15 protein-coding genes are annotated in these 16,334 nt (G+C 73.5%); 7 read left to right on the top strand and 8 right to left on the bottom strand.

Translation table 11 applies throughout. From position 1 onward, the window contains the following. Positions 1 to 10 precede the first annotated feature (10 nt). A complete protein-coding gene (locus tag AB0H57_RS10275; protein WP_357504734.1) occupies positions 11 to 1,084 on the top strand; it encodes an NAD-dependent epimerase/dehydratase family protein in 1,074 nt (357 codons plus the stop codon). Continuing rightward, positions 1,081 to 1,887 (top strand): WecB/TagA/CpsF family glycosyltransferase, encoded by an 807-nt coding sequence (locus AB0H57_RS10270; protein ID WP_357504930.1) that lies wholly within the window; start codon positions 1,081 to 1,083, stop codon positions 1,885 to 1,887. Before AB0H57_RS10275 ends, AB0H57_RS10270 begins: the two co-directional genes overlap by 4 nt. Before the next feature lie 62 nt (positions 1,888 to 1,949). Here the strand turns inward: AB0H57_RS10270 and AB0H57_RS10265 are convergent, their stop codons facing one another. Then, positions 1,950 to 3,947, bottom strand: a complete 1,998-nt coding sequence (locus AB0H57_RS10265; protein ID WP_357504732.1) for a S8 family peptidase — start codon at positions 3,945 to 3,947, stop codon at positions 1,950 to 1,952. 214 nt (positions 3,948 to 4,161) lie between these two features. Between AB0H57_RS10265 and AB0H57_RS10260 the strand changes: the two genes are divergently transcribed. Then, positions 4,162 to 4,761 carry a hypothetical protein gene (locus AB0H57_RS10260; protein ID WP_357504730.1) on the top strand — a complete coding sequence of 200 codons (600 nt, stop codon included), beginning with the start codon at positions 4,162 to 4,164 and terminating at the stop codon, positions 4,759 to 4,761. Here the strand turns inward: AB0H57_RS10260 and AB0H57_RS10255 are convergent. From AB0H57_RS10255 to AB0H57_RS10245, 3 genes are all read right to left on the bottom strand, one after another. Beyond that, complete coding sequence (locus AB0H57_RS10255) at positions 4,729 to 5,127, bottom strand: hypothetical protein (RefSeq protein WP_357504728.1); 399 nt, start codon at positions 5,125 to 5,127, stop codon at positions 4,729 to 4,731. The two genes, AB0H57_RS10260 and AB0H57_RS10255, sit on opposite strands and share 33 nt — an antisense overlap. A 201-nt stretch (positions 5,128 to 5,328) precedes the next feature. Beyond that, positions 5,329 to 5,550 carry a DUF397 domain-containing protein gene (locus AB0H57_RS10250; protein WP_357504725.1) on the bottom strand — a complete coding sequence of 74 codons (222 nt, stop codon included), beginning with the start codon at positions 5,548 to 5,550 and terminating at the stop codon, positions 5,329 to 5,331. Further along, positions 5,526 to 6,401 carry a helix-turn-helix transcriptional regulator gene (locus AB0H57_RS10245; protein ID WP_357504723.1) on the bottom strand — a complete coding sequence of 292 codons (876 nt, stop codon included), beginning with the start codon at positions 6,399 to 6,401 and terminating at the stop codon, positions 5,526 to 5,528. The genes AB0H57_RS10250 and AB0H57_RS10245 overlap by 25 nt, the downstream gene beginning before the upstream one ends. A 636-nt stretch (positions 6,402 to 7,037) precedes the next feature. On the opposite strand from AB0H57_RS10245, the gene AB0H57_RS10240 reads away from it, so the two are divergent. Both AB0H57_RS10240 and AB0H57_RS10235 read left to right on the top strand, forming a co-directional pair. Then, positions 7,038 to 7,322 (top strand): hypothetical protein, encoded by a 285-nt coding sequence (locus AB0H57_RS10240; protein ID WP_357504721.1) that lies wholly within the window; start codon positions 7,038 to 7,040, stop codon positions 7,320 to 7,322. Between the two features lie 100 nt (positions 7,323 to 7,422). After that, positions 7,423 to 7,866 carry a hypothetical protein gene (locus AB0H57_RS10235; RefSeq protein ID WP_357504719.1) on the top strand — a complete coding sequence of 148 codons (444 nt, stop codon included), beginning with the start codon at positions 7,423 to 7,425 and terminating at the stop codon, positions 7,864 to 7,866. Between the two features lie 56 nt (positions 7,867 to 7,922). Here AB0H57_RS10235 and AB0H57_RS10230 read toward each other — a convergent pair whose 3' ends face one another. Next, a complete protein-coding gene (locus AB0H57_RS10230) occupies positions 7,923 to 8,747 on the bottom strand; it encodes a PASTA domain-containing protein (RefSeq protein WP_357504717.1) in 825 nt (274 codons plus the stop codon). Positions 8,748 to 8,960: 213 nt separating this feature from the next. Between AB0H57_RS10230 and AB0H57_RS10225 the strand changes: the two genes are divergently transcribed. Continuing rightward, complete coding sequence (locus tag AB0H57_RS10225; RefSeq protein WP_357504715.1) at positions 8,961 to 10,376, top strand: hypothetical protein; 1,416 nt, start codon at positions 8,961 to 8,963, stop codon at positions 10,374 to 10,376. Positions 10,377 to 10,391: 15 nt separating this feature from the next. On the opposite strand, the gene AB0H57_RS10220 is transcribed toward AB0H57_RS10225, so the two are convergent. Next, on the bottom strand, positions 10,392 to 11,870 hold the full coding sequence (locus AB0H57_RS10220; RefSeq protein ID WP_357504713.1) for a glutamate--cysteine ligase: 1,479 nt from the start codon (positions 11,868 to 11,870) through the stop codon (positions 10,392 to 10,394). A 299-nt stretch (positions 11,871 to 12,169) separates the two neighbouring features. After that, entirely contained in the window at positions 12,170 to 12,751 is a 582-nt protein-coding gene (locus AB0H57_RS10215) for a YceI family protein (protein WP_357504711.1), read from the bottom strand. A 103-nt stretch (positions 12,752 to 12,854) separates the two neighbouring features. Here AB0H57_RS10215 and AB0H57_RS10210 point away from each other — a divergent pair, with 103 nt between their 5' ends. Next, positions 12,855 to 13,364 (top strand): MarR family transcriptional regulator, encoded by a 510-nt coding sequence (locus tag AB0H57_RS10210; RefSeq protein WP_357504709.1) that lies wholly within the window; start codon positions 12,855 to 12,857, stop codon positions 13,362 to 13,364. A 187-nt stretch (positions 13,365 to 13,551) separates the two neighbouring features. Here the strand turns inward: AB0H57_RS10210 and AB0H57_RS10205 are convergent, their stop codons facing one another. After that, complete coding sequence (locus AB0H57_RS10205) at positions 13,552 to 16,095, bottom strand: helix-turn-helix domain-containing protein (protein WP_357504707.1); 2,544 nt, start codon at positions 16,093 to 16,095, stop codon at positions 13,552 to 13,554. Positions 16,096 to 16,334 lie beyond the last annotated feature (239 nt).

Genomic DNA, 16,334 nt, shown 5'->3' with positions numbered 1-16,334 from the left:
GGAGTGGCGTGTGACTGTCGCGTTGGTGACCGGATCCGGCGGTCTCATCGGCTCCGAGGCGGTCCGGCACTTCGCCGGGCTCGGTCTCGACGTGGTCGGCATCGACAACGACATGCGCCGGTACTTCTTCGGCGCGGACGGCTCGACCGCGTGGAGCCTGGACCGGCTCTCCGCCGACCTCGGCGACGCGTACACCCATTTCGCGGTGGACATCCGGGATCGGGACGGCCTGGAGCAGGTCTTCAAGAAGTACGGCTCGGACATCGCCGTGGTGATCCACAGCGCGGCCCAGCCCAGTCACGACTGGGCGGCCAAGGAACCGTTCACCGACTTCGACGTGAACGCGGGCGGCACGCTGAATCTGCTGGAGAACACCCGGCGGCACGCGCCCGAGGCGCCCTTCATCCACTGCTCGACCAACAAGGTCTACGGCGACCGGCCGAACAGCCTCCCCCTGGTGGAGCTGGAGACCCGCTACGAACTGCCCGCCGGTCATCCGTTCCACGCGGGCATCACCGAGGAGATGTCGATCGACGCCTCGCTGCACTCGGTCTTCGGCGCTTCGAAGGTGGCCGCCGACGTGATGGTGCAGGAGTACGGCCGGTACTTCGACATGCGGACGGCCTGCTTCCGGGGTGGCACGCTGACCGGCCCGGCGCACTCGGCGGCCGAGCTGCACGGCTTCCTGGCGTATCTGATGCGCTGCGTGATGGAGGGCCGCACGTACAACCTCTTCGGCTACAAGGGCAAGATGGTCCGCGACGCGATCCACTCGCACGACGTGCTGACCGCCTTCGAGGCGTTCTTCCGGGCGCCGCGCTCGGCGGAGGTCTACAACCTGGGTGGTGGCCGGCACTCCAACACCTCGCACATCGAGGCGTTCCGGATCGCCGAGGAGATCACCGGCCGGGAGGCGAAGGTCAACTATGTCGAGCGGAACCGGACCGGCGATCACCAGTGGTACGTGAGCAGCATGGCCCGGTTCGAGGAGCACTATCCGGACTGGAAGATCACCTACGACGTGCCGATGATCCTGCGGGAGATCTACGAGGCCAACGTCGACAAGTGGGTGCCCGGGGCATGACCGGCGGCGGCAAGCGGAACGTCCTCGGCGTCCTGGTCGACGCCACCGACTACGCGACGGCGACCGAGCAGGTGGTGGCCGCGGCCCGGGACCGCCGACCGCTGGCGCTGACCGCGCTGGCGGTGCACGGCGTGATGACCGGGGTGCTCGACCCGGCCCACAACGCCCGGCTCAACTCCTTCGACGTGGTCACCCCGGACGGCCAGCCGGTCCGTTGGGCGCTCAACCTGCTGCACCACGCCGGCCTGACCGACCGGGTCTACGGCCCGACCCTCACCCTGCACGTGCTGCGCCGCTTCGCCGAGGAGGGCCTGCCGGTCTACCTGTACGGCTCGACCGAGGAGACCCTGGCCCGGCTGATCCCGGCGCTGGAGCAGATGTTCCCGGCGCTGAAGATCGCCGGGGTCGAGCCGTCGAAGTTCCGCGGCGTGCGGCCGGGCGAGGATGCCGAGATCGCCGAGCGGATCCGGACCAGCGGGGCCCGGCTCGTCCTGGTCGGGCTGGGCTGCCCGCGCCAGGAGGTCTTCGCGTACGCCATGCGGCCGCTGCTGGACATGCCGCTGATGGCGGTCGGCGCCGCCTTCGACTACCACGCCGGCCTGCTCCGCAACCCGCCGCCGTGGATGCAGCGGGCCGGGCTGGAGTGGCTGTGGCGGCTCGGCCTGGAGCCGAAGCGGCTCTGGCGGCGGTACATCATCCTCAACCCCGCCTACCTGGGCCGGCTGATGGCTCAGAAGATCGGCCTGTGGAAGGCGGCCCCGGCGCCGCCGGCGACCGAGCGACCGCCCAGCTTCGCGGTCTGACCCCGGGACGACGTCCGGCGGCCACCAGGAGGTGACCGCCGGACGCCGGTGGGAAGGTTGGCTCAGGAGATGTTCAACGCCGTGTCGTCGATGACGAACGACGTCTGCAGGTACAGGTCCTCCACGCCGGTGAACCGGATCTGCACGGTCTGGCCCGCGTAGCCGCCCAGGTCGAAGCTGCGCTGCGCGTAGCCGGTGTTCTTGTTCAGGTTCGAGTAGGTCGCCAGGGTGGCCAGCACCGTGCCGCCGCTGTTGAGCACCTGCACCCGCAGGGTGTCGTACGCGGTGGTGGTGGTCGTCTCGGCGGTGTCGATGTGCAGCCAGAAGGACAGGCCGTACGAGGTGCAGCCGGCCGGCAGCGACACCGACTGGGACAGGGTGTTCGTGCTGGAGGTGCCGTAGCCGTTCAGCCAGGCGTTCCAGCTGCCCGAGCGGGTCGGCTGGCCGGACGAAGCCCACTGCCCGATCACGCCGGAACTGGCGCTCCACCCGGTGTTGCCGGACTCGAAGCCCGGGTTGGCCAGCTTCTGGCCGGCCCCGGTGCAGCCGCCGCCGGAGCTGGTGACGGTCAGCGTGTACGTCGCCGTCCGCGAGCCGGACGCCGCCGTGCCGGTGACCGTCACGGTGTACGTGCCGGCCGGCGTGCTGGTGGAGGTGGTGACGGTCATCGTAGACGAGCCGCCGGAGGTGACCGTGGCCGGGTTGAACGAGGCGCTCGCGCCGCTCGGCAGGCCGCTGGCGGCGAGGCTGACCGACTGGGCCGACCCGTTGGTGGTGGCGGTGGCGACCGTGGCGGTCACCGAGCCACCCGCCACCGTGGAGCCGGCGGTCGGCGACACCGAGACCGAGAAGTCGTTGGTCGGCGGCGGGGTGCCGTCGTTGACCACGTAGAGCAGCTTGTTCGGCGAACCGGTCCCCGGGTTGGTGACCACGTTGCTGGTGGCATTGTTCACCAGGTAGTCCCGCACCTGCTGCGGGGTCCAGGAGGGGTTGGCGGAGGCGACCAGGGCCGCCGCCCCCACCACGTGCGGGGTGGCCATGGACGTGCCGCTGATCGTGTTGGTGGCGGTGTCGCTGCTGTTCCAGGCCGAGGTGATCGACGAGCCGGGCGCGAAGATGTCCAGGCAGGTGCCGATGTTGGAGAAGGACGACCGGGCGTCGGTGTTGGTCGTCGAGCCGACGGTGATCGCCTCGGCGGTACGGGCCGGCGAGGTGTTGCAGGCGTTGGCGCCCGAGTCGTTGCCGGCGGCCAGGCCGTAGGTGACGCCGGAGTTGATCGAGTTGCGGACCGCGGTGTCCAGGGTGCTGTTCGCGCCGCCGCCGAGGCTCATGTTCGCCACGGCCGGCTTCACCGCGTTGGCGGTCACCCAGTCGACGCCGGAGATGACCCCGGCGTTGGTGCCGCTGCCCTGGCAGTTCAGCACCTTCACCGCGACCAGCCGGACACCCTTGGCCACGCCGTACGCCGAGCCGCCGACGGTGCCGGCGACGTGGGTGCCGTGGCCGTTGCAGTCGGTGTTGTTGCTGTCGGCGGTGTTGGTGCCCCAGGTCGCCCGGCCGCCGAAGTCACCGTGCGTGGTCCGGATCCCGGTGTCGATGATGTACGCCCGCACGTTGGAGGCGGTGTTCGGGTAGGTGTAGGAGTTGTTCAGCGGCAGGTTGCGCTGGTCGATCCGGTCCAGCCCCCAGGACGGCGGGTTGGTCTGGGTGGCGGCGATCGAGACGGTGTGGTTCTGCTCGACGTACGCCACGGCCGGGTCGGCGGCGATCCGGGCGGCGGCCCGGGCGTCGACCCGGACCTCGAAGCCGCGCAGCGCGGCACCCCAGGTGCGGGCCACGGCGCCGCCGTGCCGGCCGGTCACCTGGCGGGCGGTGTCGGCCACCTTTGCGGGCGCGAGGGTGGCGTCCCTGAGGACCACGATGTAGCTGTCCGCCACCGCGTTCGGGCCGCCGGCGGCCCGGATGGTGCCGACCGGTTCGCCGGCCATCGCGGGCGTGCCCACCGCGATCATCGACAACGTGGCTATTCCGACGAGAACGGACCTGCGTGGGAGTCCCATCTCCCTACCTCCCTCCGACCGGTGCGCCGTCCTTCACCGCGGAGAGCGATGGATCGACGCTGACCAATCGAGGTGAGGCTAGATCAGCGGTCGCCCCTGTTACACATGCCGAAACTTCCATCACCCCGGCGTTATGGCCCCCTACGGGGCCGGCGGGGAAGAACCGGGGTTCCTGCCGGATTCGGTGAACATCGAGATGGGCAAGGCTGAACTCATGCCTGAGCATCTCGCCGTACTGCTGCCGATCGCCGGCGCCTGGGTGGCCGCCGGGGTGGTGGCGGAGCGCCTGCCGACCCCGGACCTGGCCCGGGTCCTGCGCCAGCGTACCGGTTGGTTACTCGGCCTGACGCTGATCGGCCTCGGGCTGACCGCGGCGGTCCTCGCCGCCGGCCTGCAGAGCCCGGGCGGGACACCGTACGACCGGGCCACCCCCGGGCTGGCGCTGGCGGTGCTGCCGGCGCTGGCGGTCGCGGTCTGCACCGTCCGCCGGGTACGCCGGCTGCGGGCCGGCGCCGGCGCCCTCGCCGGCGCACCCGGCACCCCCGCCCCGCACGGCCTGCGGGCCGCCGCGGCGCATCCGCTGATCGTGCTGCCGGTGCAGCTCACCGCCCTGGCCACGGTGCCGGCCGTGCTCTCGGCCAGCGGCCTCGACCTGTTCACCGGGTCCGGCGTGACCGGCGCGGCGGTCACCGTCGGCGTGCTCGGCGCGCTCGCCATCGGAGTGCGGCACGCGCTGCGGCACAGCCGGCTCGCCGAGCGGGTGGCGCCGGCGGAGTCGACCTCAGCGCGGGCGGCCAGCCCCCTGCACGTATAGCAGCTCCAGGATCGCCCGGGTCGCCTCGAACCAGCGGTCCAGCCAGCCGGGCGGCGGCACGCTCCCCCGGGGCGGCAGCTCCAGCAGCAACCCGCGCAGCAACGGATGGTCGGCGAGCGCGTCCGGCGACTCCAACGGCCAGCCACCCGGCGGGAAGGACGGCTCGGTGAGCGGGTTCGGGTCCAGCGACGGCAGGGAGAGCGGTGCCCCCTGATCCGTGGTGGCGGCCTCCCGGCCGCCGGTCTCCGTCTCGGTGGAGACCACCTCGGTGAGCACGGTGTCCCGACGGGCGCCGCGGTACTTGCCACCGAACCGTTCCGGCTTGCCCGGCCCGCCGGTGAGATTGTCCGATCCGATCGTCGTCATGCGTCTCGCCTGCCTCGCTCGGTTGTGGATCGCGGCGTCGGATCGACCGGCACCGTACCGAGGGGTACAACGAGACGGGGCGGAAGTGGCGACGGCCGGCCGGACCGACCACCCGGCCACCGGCCGACGAGACAGAGGCACGCCCCGGGGGCCGGCCACGCCGCCGGCCCCGGGGCGCGCCCCCGACACCCGATCGCCCGGTCAGTCCCGGGCGAACCCGCCGCTCCGCGCCCCGGCGACGAAGGCATGCCAGTCGCCCGGCGCGAAGACCAGGGCAGGGCCGCGCCGGTCCTTGGAGTCCCGGACCCCGACCACCCCGGGCACGTACGCGACCTCCACGCAGTTGTCGCAGTTCGGCCCGCTCTTCGAACTCTTGAACCAGCTCGCCTCCGCCAAAGTCACGGAGAGCCCCATGGTCGCCATTTCCACAACGGCTCCTTCACCAGTTTCGCGATGTGTGTGACAGATTCCTCCGGGCGAATCGCTGCCGCTCGAATGTGATCGAAGATGAAGTTGTACTTCTGTAGTTCGTCACTCTTCTCGAGGAAGAGCCCGCCCGTGGCGTTCTCCGCGTACACGACATCGGGATCACCCGGCTCGGGGAAGCTGAGAATGGTGAACGTGCCGTCCATGCCGGCGTGCGCCCCCGCCTCGAAAGGCAGGATCTGGAGCGTCACGTTCGGCAGTTCGGCCGCTTCCACCAGGCGTTGGAGCTGACCACGCATCACCGCGTCGCCGCCCACCGGCCGGCTCAGCACCGCCTCATCGAGCACCACCCACAGATCGACCGGATCGTCCTGCGTTAACAACGACTGTCGACCGAGGCGGACCCGCACACGTTGTGCGACTTGATCCGTGCTGAAGTCCGGCCGGGCGGCCCGGATCATCGCGCCCGCGTACGCCTCGGTCTGCAGCAGGCCCGGCACCACCTGGTGTTCGTACGCCCGGACCGAGCTGGCCGCCGCCTCCAGCCCGACGTACGCCCCGACCAGCACCGTGCTGTACGGGTGCCACCAGCCCTTCTGCCGTGCCTCCCGGGCGATCTGCACCAGCTCGTCACTCTCGGCGCCGACCACCCCGTAGATCCGGAGCATGTCCCGTACGTCCCGGGGCGTGGCCGTGGTGTGGCCGGTCTCGATCCGGGAGATCTTCGAGGCGGAGCACTCCAACTGCTCGGCGACCACCTCTATGGTGATGCCGGCCGATTCCCGCTGCCGGCGTAGTTCGGCGCCGAGCCGGCGGCGACGGATGGTGGGACTTCGCCGCTCGCTCACCGGGCCACCCCACGGGCCGTCGATCCGGGCCGCTGGTTCCTCCCGCTCACCGGGCACCTCCGGTCGGTCGCGCGGACGGTCACGCCCGCCAAGGCGCGACCGTCGAGCGGCGGGCGATCGTTCGCGGCAGGGGTGGTGCCGGTCATCGACCGGCCGCGACGGGCGAAACCGGCATCCAGTGTGCCGTCCCAAGGTCCACGTCTTCAAGCATCGTTTCGCGTGCTCGGCTCACGTATCGGCAAAAGTCGACGTGCAACTTGCATGTCGCACGGCGCTGATGCAATCTGTCCGTATGCCTCAGGTCACTCACCGTTCCGGTCGGCAGCCGGAGGAGTGCCGCCCCGCCCCCACGGGACGGCGCCGGTGCGGCCCCGAGACACGGCACCACCGAGCAGACCTGCTCCGGGCGAAGAGACCCCGCCGCTGCATGCCAGTTGACTGCGGCGGCGGGAGCGGCACCGGGAGCAGCCGGGTGATGGTCGGGTGGCGGCGCGCCACCAGCGCGTACGGCCCGACCACCGCCAACCACCCAGCCGGTGCTGGAGGCACGACCCCGGGCGCCGGGCCCGAAGTGAGACCTCCCCCGATCCAGCTCTTGCCGGCTCGACCGCCGGCCGATCCTTCCCAGGAGCCCATGTGCTTCCCCGCGCCGGTGACGTACTGCACGTGACGCGAACAGCCAGTGTCCAGTTCCTCAAACCGATCATGTTCCGGGTGATCCGGGTGCACGACTGGCCGACCTACGACGGCTGGGTGTGGCTCGACGGCTACGAGTTGAACGCTTCGGGGGACGCGGTCAACCGACGGTCGATCTACGTCCAGGCGGCCGGTCTGCGCCAGCTCCAGTCCGCCCCGGTGAACCGTCCGCACACCGTACGGCAGCGCCGGCCGGTCTCCCGGACCCCGGTCCGGGTGGGCTGAGCCGCCCGTTACCAGGTCGGGGGGCGTGCCGCCGCCATAGAATCGGTACGCCACCCCGGCGAACAACCACCCCGCGCGCGTCCCGGACCCTGAACCTGGGATGGCCATGGCAAACCTGCCCGCCGCGCGGCGGCACCACAGGTCCCGTATCGCCTACGCATTCGGACTGCTGGCTCTGGTCGGCGCCGTCGCCACCCTCGTGATGGTGGTGCGGTACCCCGCCGAGTCGGCGACCCGGTTGAGCGCCCCGGTACCGGCGCCCGAGATCACCGTCCCCGGCGAGGAGGGGTCGCCGGGGGCGGACCCCGGCTGGGTCGGCGGCCCGTGGGAAGCGCAGGCCGCCGGTGAGGACGGGGCCCGGCCGCCCGACGTCCCGGCGGCCGGGCCGCCGGACGGCACGCTGACCAAGGCGCGGGGACACCCGAGCGGTACGGCGGACGATCCGGGCGTGGCCCGCCGCTCCCTGTTCTGGTCCGGCGTCCTCGGCCTGGCCATCTCGCTGGCCGGCCTGGGCCTGGTGGGGACCCGACGCCGGGGCTGGTGACCGGTGGCCCGGTGGCGGCCTGGTGACCGGTGGCCCGGTTGCCGGCCGGTGACTGGTCACCGGGTGGCGGTGGCCTCCGGTGACGCCGGTGCGCCGGTGGTGGGGGCGGTGGTCGCCGGCTGCGGCCGCGGCTCGGCCACCACCAGCGTCACCTCGCTGTCGGCCGGCACCCGCTCACCCGCCTCCGGGTCGGTCTCGAGCACCGTGCCCGGCGGGCGGTCCGACTCCCGGGTCCGCGTCCGGTGCTCCAGGCCGATCCGGTCGAGCAGCCGCTCGGCGGTCTCCTGCGGCAGCCCGACCATGGGCGGCACCAGTATCCGGTCGGTGGCGCTGGACGTGGCGGTGCTCGGCGGGGTGCTCGCCGGCCGGGTACTCGGCGCGGTCGCCGTCGGGGCCGCGGTCGTCGGCGCGGCGGTGGGCAGCGGGGCGGGGGACCGTTCCGGGCCGGCCTGCTGCCCCCGCAGCAGCAGCCACACCCCCGCCCCGATCAGGGCGAGCAGCAGCAGGGCGAGGATGCCCACCAGGATCGGCGTCCACCAGCGCCGCCCGCCGGGTTCCGGGGCGTACCACTCGGTGGCCGGCTCGCGGTAATCCCCCGGCCGGGTCACCGGCACCTCGGCCCGGCCGGACCAGACGGCCGGTTCCGGTGGCAGCGGCGCGGTGCTCCCGGGAGACGCCGCCGCCCCGGCCGGCGCCTGCCCGGTCGAGCGCCCCTCGACGGGCGGCAGCGCCCGGGTCCGGTCGAGCGGTTCCCCGGCCTCCGCGCCGCCGGGCAGCAACCGGGTGTCGTCGGCGGAGGCCCGCTCGCCGCCCGGCCGGGGCAGCGGCCGGGTGCTGTCGTCGGCGTCCCCGGCGGATGGCTGGTCACGGCGGTCGCTCATCGCACGTCCTTTCCCACCGGGGCGGGCGCCCGTTGATCCAACGTAGCCGTCCCGATCCGTATCGGCAGGGATCAGCGCGCGGCGACCTGCCCGCACGCCCCGAGGCGATCCCGTCCCGGCCGACGTAGCGGGACCGGTCCGGCCTCCTCACCGGGCGTGACAGTCGACCGCCACGACTCGCCGCGCCGGTGCCGGGCCGCTACGCTGCCCCGCATGGCCAGACAGGGCTGGACGGGAGCGGTCGCCACGTCGATCGGGGTGGCGGCCGGCGCGGGCGCGGCGCAACTGGGCTTCGGCTACGGCCTGGGCATCATCAACTGGTCGCCGCCGCAGGACGCCGGCGCGCGGGAGGCGGCCTGGGTCGCCAGCCTGATCTGGGCGACCTGGATCGCGGCCAGCTCGGTGATCGCCGGCGCGGTCTGCGGCCAACGACTGTCCACCGACGACGGTGCCGACCGGGCGACCGGCGGCACACTCCGGCACTGGACGCTGGCCACGGCCGGCGCGCTGGGCTCGCTGATCACCGTGCTGCTGGTGGCGGTGCCGGCGCGGGACGCCTCGGTGGCCGACTCCTCCTCCCCGCAGACCATCGCCGCCGGCTATGCCGGACTCGGCGTGCTGGTCGGCCTGCTGACCGCGGCGTGGCTGCTGCACACCCGCGCCGCCGCCACGAACGTGCTCGCCACGGCAGGCTGGCTCTGGCTGCTCGCGGTGGCATCCGTGGTGGACGGGGTGCTCGCCGGTCGCGGCCTGACCACCGCGCAACTCGGTATCTGGCAGTTCAGCGCGGACCGGGCCGACTTCTGGATCCGGGAGTACTTCTACTGGCCGGGGGCGCTGCTCGCGATGGTCGCGGCACTGGCGATCGGCATGCTGGCCGCCCGGGGCGGCGCCCGGCGAGCCGATCGGCGGGTCGGGACCGCGGTGTCCGGGGCGGCCGGCCCGCTGCTGGTGGCGGTGGCGTACTTCCTGGCCGTGCCGAGGTTGACCACGATCGGCCGGGAGCAGGTGTCGGCGCACCTCACCGCCCCGTACGCGGTGATCGCCGGCCTGGCCGGTTCGGTCCTGGTGGCCTCGCTCGCCCAGCGGGCGGAGCACCGGTCCGCCACCGCCGGCTCCGCGGTCATTCCCCGGCAACGCACCGGCGACGAACCGGTGGGCGCCGGCGCACCGGCGGAACCGGCCGACGGCGGCGGGTCGGCGACGCCGGCGGGCGGTACGGTCGACCCGCTCGCGCCGGTGGACCGGCCCTCGCCGGCCGCCGACCGGCCGGTGGGCTCCCCGGCCGTCGCGCCCAGCCGGCCGGCCGGGCGGCGGGGCCGCACGGCGGTCGCCACCGCGGAGCCGGCCGGCGCGGACGGGACCGTGGGCGGCGAATCGCGTACCGAGGACGCCACCCGGGGCAGCTCACCCCGGGCCACCCCGCCCCGGTTCGGTGGCACCGACGCGCGCGGCGGGCCGGCGAGCCCGACCGACCCCGCGAGCGCTGCGGTCCCGGCCGGCGCTCCGAACCCGGTGGACGCCACGGACGGTGCCGCTGTCGGGGGCGCCGACGACGCCGGTTCGGCGACCGGCGCCACCGGTCAGCCGGCGACGCCGAAGAACCGGGCGGGGCGGCGCAGCCGCTGAGCCGCGGCCCAGGACCTAGTCGACCGGCCAGGTGTGCACCGGTTCGTTGCCGCGCTGGAGTTCGGCGTACCGCTGCGCCATGTGGCGCAGGGCGGCGTCCCGGTCCATTCCCCGGTGCCGCTCGGCCGCCCAGACCGTCTCGGTCTGCCAGACCGCCCCGTTGCGGCCGGTACGGCAGCGCTGCTCGATGATGCCGAGCAGGCGGTCCCGTTCGGCCGGGCTCACCCCGAACCGGTCGAGCCCGGTCGCCGCCTTGGGCAGCAGCACGTCCAGCACCAGCTTGGTCACCGGCACCTCACCGAGCCGGGGCCAGTGCAGGACCGCGTCCATGCCGCGCCGGGCGGCGGCGTGGAAGTTCTCCTCGGCCGCGCTGAAGGTGAGCTGGCTCCAGATCGGCCGGTCGGCCTCGGCCAGCCCCCGGGCCAGCCCGAAGTAGAAGGCCGCGTTGGCCAGCATGTCGACCACGGTGGGCCCGGCCGGCAGCACCCGGTTCTCGACCCGCAGGTGCGGACGACCGTCCATGATGTCGTAGACGGGGCGGTTCCAGCGGTAGACGGTCCCGTTGTGCAGCCGCAACTCGGACAGCTTCGGCACCCCACCGGCGTGCAGCACCTCGACCGGGTCCTCGTCCTCGCAGATCGGCAGCAGGGGCGGGAAGTAGCGGACGTTCTCCTCGAACAGGTCGAAGATCGAGGTGATCCACCGCTCGCCGAACCAGACCCGGGGGCGTACGCCCTGGGTCTTCAGCTCGTCCGGGCGGGTGTCGGTGGCCTGCTGGAACAGGGCGATCCGGGTCTCCGCCCAGAGCTGCCGGCCGTACAGGAAGGGCGAGTTGGCGCCGACCGCCACCTGGGCCCCGGCGATCGCCTGCGAGGCGTTCCAGTAGTCGGCGAAGCTGTCCGGTGACACCTGGAGGTGGAACTGGAGGCTGGTGCAGGCGGCCTCGGGGGCGATCGAGTCGGTTGCCGTCTGCAACCGCTCGACGCCCCGGATGTCCAGCTCGATGTCCTCGCCCCGGGCGCCGACGATCTGGTCGTTGAGCACCCGGTAGCGCTCGTTGGTGGAGAGATTGTCCGCCACCAGGTGCCGCTCGGTGAGGGTGGGCAGGATGCCCACCAGGACGATCCGGGCGTCGGACTTCGCCGCCCGCTCGTCCGCCCGGGTGAGGCTGCTGCGCAGGTCCTGTTCGTACTCGGCGAAACCGGCGCCCTCGATCAGTCGGGGCAGCGCGTTCAGTTCGAGGTTGAACTGGCCCAGCTCGGTCTGGAAGAGCGGGTCGGCGATGTCGACCAGGATCTCGTCGTTGCGCATCGCCGGCTCGGCCCGCGGGTCCATCAGGTTGAGTTCGATCTCCAGGCCGGTCGTCGGCCGGTCGGCGTCGAACCCGAAGTCGTCCAGCATCAGCGCGAAGACGTCCAGGCACCGCCGGACCTTCTGCCGGTAGCGGGCCCGGTCCTCCCCGGAGAAGGCGCCCTGCGAGACGTCCCTGCCCATGTGTCCTCCCGGCGCCCCGGCGCTGCGGAGACGGTGCCGTCCCGCTGCGCATTGTGAACCATCAACGTTAAGAGCGCGAACGGCGCCCGGGCCAGAGGCCGGTCGCCGGGCCCGGACGACCAGGCCGGCCGGTACCCGCTCCTGGCCTCGGTCTCTACCCAGCTCGGCGGGTCGGCACAGCACACCACAGGTGACAATTCGCACACGCCGGGTGGCCCGCCCGAACTCGTCCCCGGGTACGACGGCGGGCCCGCACCGCCGGTGGCGGTGCGGGCCCGAGCGTCGTCGCCGTCGGGGGCTCAGGCCTGGCGGACGGCCTCGCCCTCGATCTCGATCTTGACCTTCTTGCCGACCAGGACGCCGCCGGTCTCCAGGGCGACGTTCCAGGTGAGGCCGAAGTCCTCACGGTCGATCTCGGTGCTGGCGGAGAAGCCGAAGATGTCCTGGCCGAACGGGCTGCGGCCGACGCCCTCGAACTCGACCTCCAGCTCGACCGGGCGGGTGACGCCCTTGACGGTCAGCTCACCGGAGAGGACGAACTCGTCGCCGTCGTGGGACTTCACGCCGGTGCTGCGGAACTCCAGCGTCGGGAACTGCTCGACGTCCAGGAACTCCGGGCTGCGCAGGTGCGCGTCGCGGTCGGCCTGGGCGGTGTTGATGCTGGTGGCCTGGATGGTGGCGGTCACCGAGGACTGCAGCGGGTCTTCCGCGATGGTGATCGTGGCGGTGGCGTCGGCGAACTCACCGCGTACCTTGCTGACCATCATGTGTCGGGCGACGAACCCGACGCGCTTGTGCGCCGCGTCCAGCAGGTAGCTGCCGGCCGCCGGGATGGTGAGCCCGTCCCACTCGCGGGTAACCGCTTCGGTGCTGCTCGTCATGGTGCTGTCCTCCAGAGGGAAGTTTGTTTAGATGCCCAACGACTGACGGAGCAACTATAGCGGCAACAATATTCCGTGTGTCAAGGACTGGTAGGATGGCGACGTGGACCAGAACGTGTTCGACGACCCCCGGATCACCGCCGTCGGCCTGCTCGTCGAGGCGTACGCCGGGCTGTCGGCCCGGTTCGCCGCCCAGTACGACGAGCACGACCTCTCGCCCGTCGAGTTCGAGGTGCTCATGCGCCTCGCCCGCTCACCGGGCAACCAACTGCGGATGACCGATCTCGCCGCGCAGACCTCCCTCTCCACCAGCGGGGTGACCCGGGTGGTGGACCGGATGGAACGCGACGGACTGCTCTGCCGCCGCGCCTGCCCGTCCGACCGGCGCAGCTCGTACGCGGCGGTCACCCGCGCCGGGCTGGACCGCCTCGACGCCGTCCTCCCCGGCCACCTGCGGATCATCGAGGAGTGGTTCACCGGCCAGCTCGAACCGGACGCGCTGCGGGCCACGCTCGACGGCCTGCGCCGGGTGCGGGACGCGGTGCACCCGGGCGCGACCGCCGGCAGCACCGACCCGGCGCCGGTCGACGATACGGCCGCCGCCCAGGGCTGACCCGCGCACCGGCAGAAAGACCGGCAGAACTTCACCGGCGACGGACGCAACCGCACCAAACCGGATTATCACTCCCAAGATGACGGCTAGTGTTCCGGCAGCGGGGGACGCACCGGGGGGTGCACGGCGCGAGCGACGGGCGAGGGGCTACAGGGGGCTTGATCGCTCGCGCCACCTCCGCACCCCCTCACCGCCCACCGGGGCCGGACAGCAACGCCTCCTCCTGCGGCAGCAGGCAGGTCCCACTCTCCCGGCACACCGCGTCCAGCCGCTTCCGCACGTCCGGGTCCGCCGTGCTGACCGTCAGCCCGACCAGCGCCTCCACCAGGTCCCGCCGGTCCTGCCCGCCCGCCGCGTCGGCTGCCGCGGCAAACCACTCCGCCGCCAGCTCCCGGTCCCCCCGGGAGAGCGCCAGGTGCCCCTCGACGAGCGCGCAGACCGCATCCTCCGGTCGGGGCTCCGGGCCCGCCGCGGCCGTACGCAGCTCGGCGACCACGTCCGACGCCTCCGCCGGCCGACCGGCCCGGACCAGCGCCAGGCCGATCGTCCCCAGCACCCGGCGCCGATCGGCCGGATCCCCCAGCCCGACCAGCGCGGTGGCGGCCCGCCGCCCCTGCTCCACCGCATCCGCGTACCGGCCCTCGAGGCGGGCCACCTCGGCCAGGTCGGCCCGGGCCAGCCCCCGCAACCGCCGGTCCGCCAGTTGGGCGGCCAACCGATCCAGCACCGCCAGCCGGCGCCGGGCCCCGGCCAGGTCGCCCAGCCGGATGTCGTGCCAGGCGAGGTTGTGCTGCGCCACCGCCAGGTCCCGGATACGGCCGTGCCGGACGGCCAGTGCCAGCGTCGCCTCCCCCTGCTCCCGTGCCTCGTCCTGCCCACCGGTGGCCGGCAGCAGCACGCCGAGCACCGCCCGGGCCGCCAACTCGCCGGTGACGTCGCCCGCCTCGCGGAACACCGCGAGCGCCCGGCGGGCGGCGGTCAGCTCCTCCGCCGCCGCGCCGTGCGCGGTCGCCAACCGGGCCGCCTCGAGCTGCGCCCACGCCCGCAGCAGTGGGTCCGCTCCGGCGGTACGCGGGTCGGCCAGCAGCCGGCGCAGCCACTGCCGCCCGGAGACGTCCCGCCCCCGCAACAGCCACCAGCGGGACAGGCCGGTGGCCAGCCGCAACGCGGTGACCGGGTCGTCGACCGCGGCGTGCGCCAGCGCCGCCCCCAGATCACCGGTCACCTCGTCCAACCGGTGCACCGCGTCGGTCAGCTCCGGCCCGGCCAGTTCCGGCGCGGTGCGCGCCACCAGGCGGCTGAACACCTCCGCGTGCCGGCGGCGAACGGCGGCCGACTCGCCGGCCCCGGCCGCCTGCTCGGCGGCGAAGTCGCGTACCGCGTCCAGCAGCCGGAACCGGAACGGGCCGGCGCCCCGCACACTGATCAGGCCCAGTTCGAGCAGGCGGTCCAGCAGCGCCACCGGGTCCGGGTGCGGGTCGCCGGCCGGCCCCGGACCGGCCAGGAGTTCCTCGGCCAGCTCCACCGACCAACGGTTCCAGAACGCGGAGAGCCGGCGCAGCGCCGTCCGCTCCTCGTCGTCGAGCAACCGGTAGCTCGCGGCGACCGCCTCGCGCAACGTCACCGCGCCGGTGACCCGGACCGCCTCCGCCCGTCCCGGGTCCACCTCCTCCCAGCCGGCGCCCACCGCGGCAACCGACGGCGCGGCCAGGTCCAGGACCCGGTCGCCGTACCGGTCGAGCAACTCGGGGAGGTCGAGCACCCGACCCCGCGCCGCCATCAGCTCGATGGCCAGCGGGAGGCCGCCGAGCCGGCGGACCAGCGCGGCCAGGGCCGGCAGCTCGGCCACGCCGGGTGGCTCCCGGCGCACCTGGGCGAGCCGGGCGGTGAACAGGGTGACCGCCGGGAAGCGGGCGAGTGCCTCGGCACCGGCGTGGTCGACCGCCGCCGGCGGCACCTCCAGCGGCGAGACCGGCCAGACCAGCTCGCCCGGCAGGCCCACCGGGTGCCGCCCGGTGACCAGCACCCGCAGCGTCGGCGCGGCGGCGGCGAGCCGGTGCACCGCCTCGGCCACCGCCTCCGGCGACCGCTCGACCGCGTCCAGCAGCAGCAGCGCGGGACGGTCAGCCACCCGGGCGCCGAGGTCCGACACCCGCGAGGCGTCGAACACCGCCGCGGACACGGACAGCACTACGGTCGCGTCCGCACCCGCACTGATCAGCACCCCGGCCACGCCGCCCGGATGGTGCCCGGCGACCGCGTGCGCCACCGCCAGGGCCAGTGCGGTCTTGCCGACGCCGGCCAGCCCCACCAGACTCACCACCGGCGCCGGCCGGCCGTCGGTCAGCAGCGCGCCGAGTTCGGCGACCTCCCGCTCCCGGCCGATCAGCTCGATGGGCGGGGGCAGGGCGACAGCCGTACCCCGGTCGACCGGCGGGGGTGCGGCCGGCGGGGACGGCGGCTCGGCGGGCGCGGGCCGGCGGGCGGCCGCGAGGAAGTCGGTCCGGGCCGCGCCGGCCAGGCCGAGCGCGTCGGCGAGCAGCTCGACGGTGGTCCGCTGCGGGCGGGCCGAGCGGCCTCGTTCGAGATCACGAACGGTCCGTACGCCCACCGCGGCGCGGGCCGCCAACTCGGCCTGGGTGAGGCCGGCCGTGCGCCGGTGCCCCCGCAACAACTCCGGCAACCGGGTCGCTCCGGCGGGGCTGCGCGAACGTTCATGATCCGGAGTCATGGGCCCGAAGAGTACGGATCGGGTCGGACGTTCGGCAGTGCAGCGTCGCCCAGTTGACGGTCCACTGCGGATACCCGACAGAAGATCCGCCGGAACGGTTGTTAACAGGGACCCCCGCCTATGCACAATGCGTCAAGCGGGGGCCCCTCCTAATGAGTGTTGCGGGTCGGCCTCAGGCAGACTCGTCCGGTGGTAGCCGCCGGTGGGTGAGCACTCGTCCCTCCTGGATCTTGAGTCCT

The organism is Micromonospora sp. NPDC050686 (assembly GCF_040654475.1).
Taxonomy (GTDB): domain Bacteria; phylum Actinomycetota; class Actinomycetes; order Mycobacteriales; family Micromonosporaceae; genus Micromonospora.
The sequence above is the reverse complement of the archived record's forward strand: the minus strand, read 5'-3'. Positions and strand labels throughout refer to the sequence as shown.

Bases quoted from the DNA above. Each gene is read 5' to 3' on its own strand.
- AB0H57_RS10265 (WP_357504732.1), bottom strand. From the start codon at position 3,947: ATGGGACTCCCACGCAGGTCCGTTCTCGTCGGAATAGCCACGTTGTCG.
- AB0H57_RS10215 (WP_357504711.1), bottom strand. From the start codon at position 12,751: ATGACGAGCAGCACCGAAGCGGTTACCCGCGAGTGGGACGGGCTCACC.
- AB0H57_RS10230 (WP_357504717.1), bottom strand. From the start codon at position 8,747: ATGAGCGACCGCCGTGACCAGCCATCCGCCGGGGACGCCGACGACAGC.
- AB0H57_RS10225 (WP_357504715.1), top strand. From the start codon at position 8,961: ATGGCCAGACAGGGCTGGACGGGAGCGGTCGCCACGTCGATCGGGGTG.
- AB0H57_RS10255 (WP_357504728.1), bottom strand. From the start codon at position 5,127: ATGACGACGATCGGATCGGACAATCTCACCGGCGGGCCGGGCAAGCCG.
- AB0H57_RS10250 (WP_357504725.1), bottom strand. From the start codon at position 5,550: ATGGCGACCATGGGGCTCTCCGTGACTTTGGCGGAGGCGAGCTGGTTC.
- AB0H57_RS10235 (WP_357504719.1), top strand. From the start codon at position 7,423: ATGGCCATGGCAAACCTGCCCGCCGCGCGGCGGCACCACAGGTCCCGT.
- AB0H57_RS10220 (WP_357504713.1), bottom strand. From the start codon at position 11,870: ATGGGCAGGGACGTCTCGCAGGGCGCCTTCTCCGGGGAGGACCGGGCC.
- AB0H57_RS10260 (WP_357504730.1), top strand. From the start codon at position 4,162: ATGCCTGAGCATCTCGCCGTACTGCTGCCGATCGCCGGCGCCTGGGTG.
- AB0H57_RS10270 (WP_357504930.1), top strand. From the start codon at position 1,081: ATGACCGGCGGCGGCAAGCGGAACGTCCTCGGCGTCCTGGTCGACGCC.
- AB0H57_RS10205 (WP_357504707.1), bottom strand. From the start codon at position 16,095: ATGACTCCGGATCATGAACGTTCGCGCAGCCCCGCCGGAGCGACCCGG.